This window comes from Kitasatospora sp. NPDC001540 (genome assembly GCF_042894345.1).
In the GTDB taxonomy this organism is placed as follows: Bacteria; Actinomycetota; Actinomycetes; order Streptomycetales; family Streptomycetaceae; genus Kitasatospora; species Kitasatospora phosalacinea_C.
Genome location: NZ_JBIAVO010000008.1, coordinates 72,505 through 78,767, shown reverse-complemented (window position 1 = coordinate 78,767; position 6,263 = coordinate 72,505). Strand labels below are relative to the sequence as shown.

Annotated in this window: 10 protein-coding genes; 3 read left to right on the top strand and 7 right to left on the bottom strand. The window is 73.1% G+C overall.

The features are described 5' to 3' along the window. Positions 1 to 136: 136 nt before the first annotated feature. The 3 genes from ACFY00_RS12760 to ACFY00_RS12750 all read right to left on the bottom strand — a co-directional run bounded on the left by ACFY00_RS12760 (position 137) and on the right by ACFY00_RS12750 (position 1,437). A complete protein-coding gene (locus tag ACFY00_RS12760; RefSeq protein ID WP_388030387.1) occupies positions 137 to 394 on the bottom strand; it encodes a hypothetical protein in 258 nt (85 codons plus the stop codon). A gap of 207 nt (positions 395 to 601) precedes the next feature. Beyond that, the gene (locus tag ACFY00_RS12755; RefSeq protein WP_033252293.1) at positions 602 to 946 is read right to left on the bottom strand and encodes a hypothetical protein; all 345 of its coding nucleotides are present in this window, start codon (positions 944 to 946) and stop codon (positions 602 to 604) included. Between the two features lie 146 nt (positions 947 to 1,092). After that, complete coding sequence (locus ACFY00_RS12750; RefSeq protein WP_014136472.1) at positions 1,093 to 1,437, bottom strand: hypothetical protein; 345 nt, start codon at positions 1,435 to 1,437, stop codon at positions 1,093 to 1,095. 324 nt (positions 1,438 to 1,761) lie between these two features. On the opposite strand from ACFY00_RS12750, the gene ACFY00_RS12745 reads away from it, so the two are divergent. Further along, positions 1,762 to 2,469, top strand: coding sequence for a hypothetical protein (locus ACFY00_RS12745; RefSeq protein WP_388030384.1), 708 nt, complete (start codon positions 1,762 to 1,764; stop codon positions 2,467 to 2,469). Between the two features lie 70 nt (positions 2,470 to 2,539). On the opposite strand, the gene ACFY00_RS12740 is transcribed toward ACFY00_RS12745, so the two are convergent. The 4 genes from ACFY00_RS12740 to ACFY00_RS12725 all read right to left on the bottom strand — a co-directional run bounded on the left by ACFY00_RS12740 (position 2,540) and on the right by ACFY00_RS12725 (position 4,041). Next, positions 2,540 to 2,923 carry a hypothetical protein gene (locus ACFY00_RS12740; protein ID WP_388030382.1) on the bottom strand — a complete coding sequence of 128 codons (384 nt, stop codon included), beginning with the start codon at positions 2,921 to 2,923 and terminating at the stop codon, positions 2,540 to 2,542. 112 nt (positions 2,924 to 3,035) lie between these two features. Further along, positions 3,036 to 3,329, bottom strand: a complete 294-nt coding sequence (locus ACFY00_RS12735) for a chaplin (RefSeq protein ID WP_388030381.1) — start codon at positions 3,327 to 3,329, stop codon at positions 3,036 to 3,038. 89 nt (positions 3,330 to 3,418) lie between these two features. Beyond that, complete coding sequence (locus ACFY00_RS12730) at positions 3,419 to 3,661, bottom strand: chaplin (RefSeq protein ID WP_014136468.1); 243 nt, start codon at positions 3,659 to 3,661, stop codon at positions 3,419 to 3,421. A gap of 170 nt (positions 3,662 to 3,831) precedes the next feature. Beyond that, positions 3,832 to 4,041, bottom strand: a complete 210-nt coding sequence (locus tag ACFY00_RS12725) for a hypothetical protein (protein WP_388030377.1) — start codon at positions 4,039 to 4,041, stop codon at positions 3,832 to 3,834. A gap of 69 nt (positions 4,042 to 4,110) precedes the next feature. Here ACFY00_RS12725 and ACFY00_RS12720 point away from each other — a divergent pair, with 69 nt between their 5' ends. Both ACFY00_RS12720 and ACFY00_RS12715 read left to right on the top strand, forming a co-directional pair. Further along, a complete protein-coding gene (locus tag ACFY00_RS12720) occupies positions 4,111 to 4,350 on the top strand; it encodes a chaplin (RefSeq protein WP_033213872.1) in 240 nt (79 codons plus the stop codon). Positions 4,351 to 4,601: 251 nt separating this feature from the next. Then, entirely contained in the window at positions 4,602 to 6,254 is a 1,653-nt protein-coding gene (locus tag ACFY00_RS12715; RefSeq protein WP_388030376.1) for an RICIN domain-containing protein, read from the top strand. The last annotated feature ends 9 nt before the right edge of the window (positions 6,255 to 6,263 follow it).

Sequence of the window (6,263 nt, the reverse complement as noted above, 5' to 3'; positions counted from 1 at the left end):
CCGGGGGGGGCGGGGGCGGGGGCGGGCGGCGGGGGGGGGCCCCCGCGCGGGGGGGGGGGGGGGGGGGCGGGGGGGCCCGCGGGGGGGGGGGGGGCGGCGGCCCCCCCCCCCCCCCCCCTCCGGCGTCGGTCCGGCGTCAGTCGATCGCGACGACGCCGCCCTCGCCGCCGCCGACGGCGGTGTCGGTGGCCCAGCCGTAGCCGCCGCCCGCGGTGAAGATGTGGGAGGTCTCGGCGAAGCCCGCCCAGTGCCCGGCGACGAAGGGCTCGTCGGCGGTGGCCACGCCCTCGAAGCCGCCGCCGACGGCGACGTGCGCGTAGGCGGGGGCGGCGATGCCGGCCAGGGCGAGCGCGGCGACCGAGGTGATGACGGCCTTGCCCAGCTTGCTCTTCATGGGGAAGTTCCTCTCTGCGTCGGGTGGTGCGGTCTCTACGTCAGCACAGGGGTGCGGCTGGAGCGGCGCTGCACGCGCCCACCGGTGCTCCGATCACCCGATCGCGCCGCAGACGAACGGGTTTCCGGGAGCGGCCGGAGACGTGGAACCGCCGGGCCCGCGGGGATCGCTCCCCCCGGACCCGGCGGATCGGTTGCGACCGGGAGGTCAGCCGATCAGGTGGGAGACGCCACCGTCGCCGCTGCCCACGGTGTTCTGGCCCACGACGCAGGTCTGCGACGGCTCGTTGTCCAGGACGTCGGCCTCGATCGGCACCGCCACGCCGATGACGGCGACGGCGATGTTGTGCACCTCGGGGAGGCACAGGTTCGGGTTGTCCAGGGTGTGGAAGTTCGGGCTGTGGTTGCCCGAGGTGCCGGTGGCGTTGGTGCCGCCGTTGCCCTGGACCGAGGTGGCGGCGCCGTCCGCGTCACCGATGGCCATCGCCGGGGAGGCGATCGTGGCGAGACCGGCGGCGGCGACGCCGGCGGCGGCGAGAGCCTTCTTGATCATTGGGTTTTCCTTTTCGGATCTGATGGAGTGGAGCAGTGGCCCGGCGCGTGGCTCGCGCCTGGTCCCACCGCCGGGCCGGGGGAGCGGACCCGGCGGGTCGTGCCGCGCGGAGCGTGGGGCTCCGCGCCGGGGGCAGTGACGGTGGGTCAGCCGACCAGGTGGGAGACGCCGCCGTCGCCGCTGCCGAGGGTGCCCTGGCCGACCACGCAGGTCTGCTTGGGCTGGTTGTTGAGCGCGTCGACCTCGACCGGAACGGCCACGCCGAGCACGGCGACGCCGATGTTGTGGATCTCCGGGAGGCACAGGTTCGGGTTGTCGGCGAAGTGGAAGTTCGGGCTGTTGTTGCCCCAGGTGCCGGTGGCGTTGGTGCCGCCGTTGCCCTGGATCGAGCCGGCCGAACCGTCCGCGTTGCCGATGGCGACGGCGGGGGTGGACACCGCGGCCAGCGCGGCGGCGGCCAGGCCGACGGTAGCGAAAGTCTTCTTGAGCATGGTGGAGATACCTCTCTGAAATGCCGTTCGAGGGGTGCTGCCCCGTCGTCGTCGGGATCAAAGAATGGCGACTCGGAAAGTTACGGGGTCGCGGGGAAATTCGTCAGCGTTCACCGGTTTCCCCGCGTGCCGGTCGGATTGTCGACGATGCGGAGATCGGATTATTCAGCCGTTCCGGTTAACTCCCGCTATCCGCACGGGCGCTGGCTCGTTCGCCAGGGTGTCCACCGGGCAGTCGAACCGATTCCCCGAGCGAACTCTCCCGAACAGACTTCCCCGAACAAACTTGCCCGAACGAACTTCCCCGAACGAACGGCGAACACGATGAAGCTCTCCAAGCGGGCGACCGGCGCCCTGCTGCTGGCGGTCGGCGCCGGCGTGGCGGCGACCCAGGGCGTGGCCCAGGCGGCCCCGAAGACCCCGGCCGAGGTGGCCGCGATCGAGAACGGCCTGGCCACCCAGGAGGTGCCGTTCAGCATTCCGCTCAGCGCCGCGACCGCCCCGCTCCCGCTGCTGCCGGACGGCGGCGAGATCCACGGCGGGATCCCGACCTCGCCGCTGATGCCGCCCACCGAGACCGGGCAGAGCCCCACCCGGCCGATCCCGGACCACGTGCTGCCCGCGATCAACGGCGGCAAGGCGGGCCCCTCGCTGGGCGCGGTGCTGCCGCTGCCCGAGGTCGACCGCGGTGCCGAACTGGGCACCCTCGGCCTGGACGCCCCGGCCGCCCCGCTCAACCTGGCCGGTCCGGCGGTCGGCCTCGGCCAGCCGGTCTCCTTCGTGGAGGGCCAGGGCGGCCGGCTCACCGACGCCGCGCTGACCCTGGACAAGGTCGACCCGCACCTGGTGACCGCGCCGGTGCAGGCCGTCCCCGGGGCCAGCGCCTCGCTCGGCGGCGAGCAGGACCGGATCTCGGTCACCGACTCGGTGCGGAACCTGGCCGCCACCACCACCGCCACCACCGGCGAGATGGTGAACCAGGCCGACCCGGTGGGCATCCTCGCCGAGGGGCTGAACCAGGCCCAGGTCTGACCGGCCGTCGGCAGCGCGGAGCGGCCCGGTCACCCCGCGGGGTGACCGGGCCGCTCCGTCGTGTCCGTGCTCAGCCCGGCAGCACGCCCAGCAGCGGTCCGGCCAGCGGGAGGTCCTGCGCGCCGCCGCCGCCGGACAGCGGGGCGGTCAGCGGGGCGGTGCCGACCGGCGCGACGCCGTTGTCGGGGACGACCGCGACGCCGTTGTTCAGCACGTCCGCGCCGGAGCCGGCCCACGGGTCGAGCCGCAGCTCCTTCACCGGCGCGATCGCGTAGCCCAGCGCGCCGGTGGTGCCGCCGACGGCCTGCTGGGCGTCGGTGTTCTGCAGGTGGGTGGTGGGCACGGGGAGCCCGCCGAGCGGTTCGGTCGCGGCGTGCGCGGCCTGCGCGGTGACGCCGCCGAGCAGCATCGCGGCGCCGAGCGCGGCCACGGCGCCGGTGGTCTTCCGGGACATCGGCCAATCCTTACGGGGTGAGCGGAGCGGGGCTCCGGGGTGGAACGCGCGCGGCCCCCCGGCCGCTGGGCCGGGGGGCGGTCTGCACGGGGTGCCGGTCGGCCGGGGCCGTTCAGCAGTCTTCGTCGACCGGCGGCTCGTGGTGCTCGTGGTGCTCGGCCGGCAGGTCCACGTTGGCGCAGGAGTTGCCGAACGCGGGGTTCAGCAGGCCGATGACGTTGATCGAGTTGCCGCAGACGTTCACCGGGATGTGCACCGGCACCTGCACGGCGTTGCCGGAGAGCACGCCGGGGGAGTTGGCGGCGACACCCTCGGCGCCGGCCGAGGCATTGGCCAGACCGGCCGAGCCGAGCACCAGGCCGGCGGCGGCGGCCGACAGGACGGCGGCCTTCTTCACGTTCTGCATGGGGGTTGATCTCCTAGATCACACAGGGAGTTGGTGCGCCGCACCGCACGACGGGCGTGCGGTGCGGCGCGGGCGCTGCGTCAGGCAGTTCAGCCGACGTTGGCGCAGGAGTTGCCGAACGCCGGGTTCAGCAGGCCGATGACGTTGACGGTGTTGCCGCAGACGTTGACCGGGACGTGCACCGGGACCTGGATCAGGTTGCCGGAGAGCACGCCGGGGGAGCCGGCGGCGACGCCCTCGGCGCCCGCGGAGGCGTTGGCCAGACCGGCGGAGCCGAGGACCAGGCCGGCGGCGGCGACGGACAGGACCGCGGCCTTCTTGAAGTTGCGCATAGCTTTCTTCCTCACGTTCTGCCCGACTGTGGATGGTCGGGTGCCGGGCGATTGGCATCATCGCCCGCGGTTTTCCGGATGCGCCGTGAATGTCACTCACGCGGCCCAACACCTTCGTGTCGCCCGTGGCTTGGGCGGTACGTGCCGCGTCGGGGTGCGCCCGCGACTGCTCACTCACGGCGGGGAGCGGTCGCTTCGCGGCGCTTCCAGGGCGGCCCGGGGGCTGCCTGTGGAGCGGTGTTCGTGAGGAAGAACGAGTCGGCGCGGTCGGGGAAACGGTCGGATTCGCCGATCACCCGAATGCGGCGGATTACGCCGAGTGGGTGATTGTTCGAGGGCGTGCGCAACTGTGCCCGGGCGGCTTCGTTGGCCTGGTGCACGTCCCGTGTGCTTCCTACCGGCAGCCCCCGGCGCGGCAATTGGAAGATCTGATTTATCGAGGAGACTCAATGAGCATCAAGAAGGCCGCCGCCGTCGGCGCCGCTGTCGTGGGCATCGTCGCCGCCGGTGCGGGGTCCGCCATGGCGAGCAGCGGCGCCGAGGGTGTCGCCGCCGGTTCCCCCGGTGTCGCCTCCGGCAACCAGATCCAGGTGCCGATCCACATCCCGGTCAACCTGTGCGGCAACTCGATCGACGTCATCGGCGCCCTGAACCCGGCGTTCGGCAACTCCTGCGCCAACGTCGGCTGACGCGAGCCCCCTGGTCGGCCGGGCCGCCGTCCGCATCCTCCCGGTGAGGTGCGGGCGGCGGCCCGGCCGCGTTCCGGGCCCGGAGCGGCAAGGGCGGTGACGCCGGGTCGGCTCGTCGTGACTCTTGTTGTGTTACCTGTCAGTACCTAGCATGTGAGCCTGCCTCATGTTCGCCGAGCCCCGCTCGGCACCCGTGCTCCGCGCCGCCCGGCAGCCGCCGGGCGAACCCCCACCCTCGCAAGGAGTCATGAGTGTCCAGGTCACCGCACGGCGCCGCCCGCCGCCGCCCACCCGCCCTGCTCGCCACCGCCGCCCTGCTCGCCGCCCTCGGACTCGGCGGCGGCCTCGGCGCCACCGACGCCCGGGCCGCGTCCGGCAGCCCGGGCAAGCCCGCCGCGATCGTCGCGCTCGGCGACAGCGCGATCTCCGGCGAGGGCGCGGGCACCGACACCGGCGACGACTACGTCCCCGGCACCGACACGCCCACCAACTACTGCCACCGCTCCACCAGGTCCGAGATCTTCGTGACCCAACTGCCCGGCGTCACCCCGATCGACCTGGCCTGCTCCGGAGCCCAGACCGGCGACCTGGTCAGCGACCCCGAGCTGGCGAAGATCACCGGCCCCGGCAGCGGCGACTTCGGCGAGCCCAAGCAGGACGTCCAACTCGCCTCCGTCGCACGGCAGTACGACGTCAAGATGGTCGTCGTCACGATCGGCGCCAACGACGACTTCGAGTTCGCGAACATCATGATGGACTGCCTCGCCCAGTACTTCCCGATCCCGCAGTCCAAGGGCTGCCGCGACACCATCGGCAGCGCCGAGATCACCCGCCGCGCCGCCGGGGTCAAGCCCAAGGTCGTCGCCGCGCTCACGAACATCCGCGCCACCATGCGGGCCGCGGGCTACTCGGACGACTCCTACCAGCTCGTCCACCAGTCCTACTTCAACCCGATCACCCCCGACCTCCGGCGCAACGACTACGCCGGGAAGGTCGCCGACGGCTGCCCCGCCTTCCCCGAGGACCTCGCCTGGGGCCACAACTGGGTCGTCCCCACCCTCAGCGACGCCCTGCGCGAAGCCGCCGCCGCCGTCCCCGGCGTGCGCTACCTCGACCAGCGCCGGGTCGCCTTCGGCCACGAGGTCTGCGCCGGGTGGACCAGCTCCCCGTACGAGTACACCAACGGCGACGTGATCGACCTCTCCGAGACGACCCGCAACGGCTGCGACAGCCCGATCGCCATCCCCGGCCTGTGCATGAACAACGTCCGCCAGTCGTACCACCTGCGGGTCGCCGGGTACGCCGCCGAGGCCGCCTGCCTGCGGCAGTTCTACCAGCAGGCCGCGCTCGGCCAGGCGTTCTGCTCGCTCAACCAGCAGGACGGCACCTCGATCACCCCGCTCACCCCCGGCGCGCCCTTCCCCGACGGGCCCGAGGACGGCGCCTGGTACCAGCTCACCAACCAGGCCGACGGCAAGGTGCTCGACCTGGCCGGCGGCGGCAGCTACGGCGACGCCACCAACGGCCGCACCGCCATCACCTATCCGGCCACCGGCGGCCTCAACCAGTCCTTCGTCTTCGAGGCCAAGGCCGGCGGCAGCTACGAGCTCGACTTCAGCGGCAACCGCGACATGTGCCTCGACGTCGCCGGGGCCTCCACCGCGCCCGGCGCCACGATCGAGCAGTGGCGCTGCAACGGCGGCGGCAACCAGCACTGGCTGCTGAAGCCGGTCGGCGACGGCACCTACGCCCTCGCCGACTCCCAGGACCCGACGAAGCTCGCCACCGCCACCGCGCAGACCGACGCCCAGGGCAACCGCCTGGTCCGGCTCGCCACCGACAGCGGCTCCGCCGCCCAGCACTGGCGGCTCACCAAGCTCGGCATCGCCTACCTGCACGGCTGATCCGGGCCG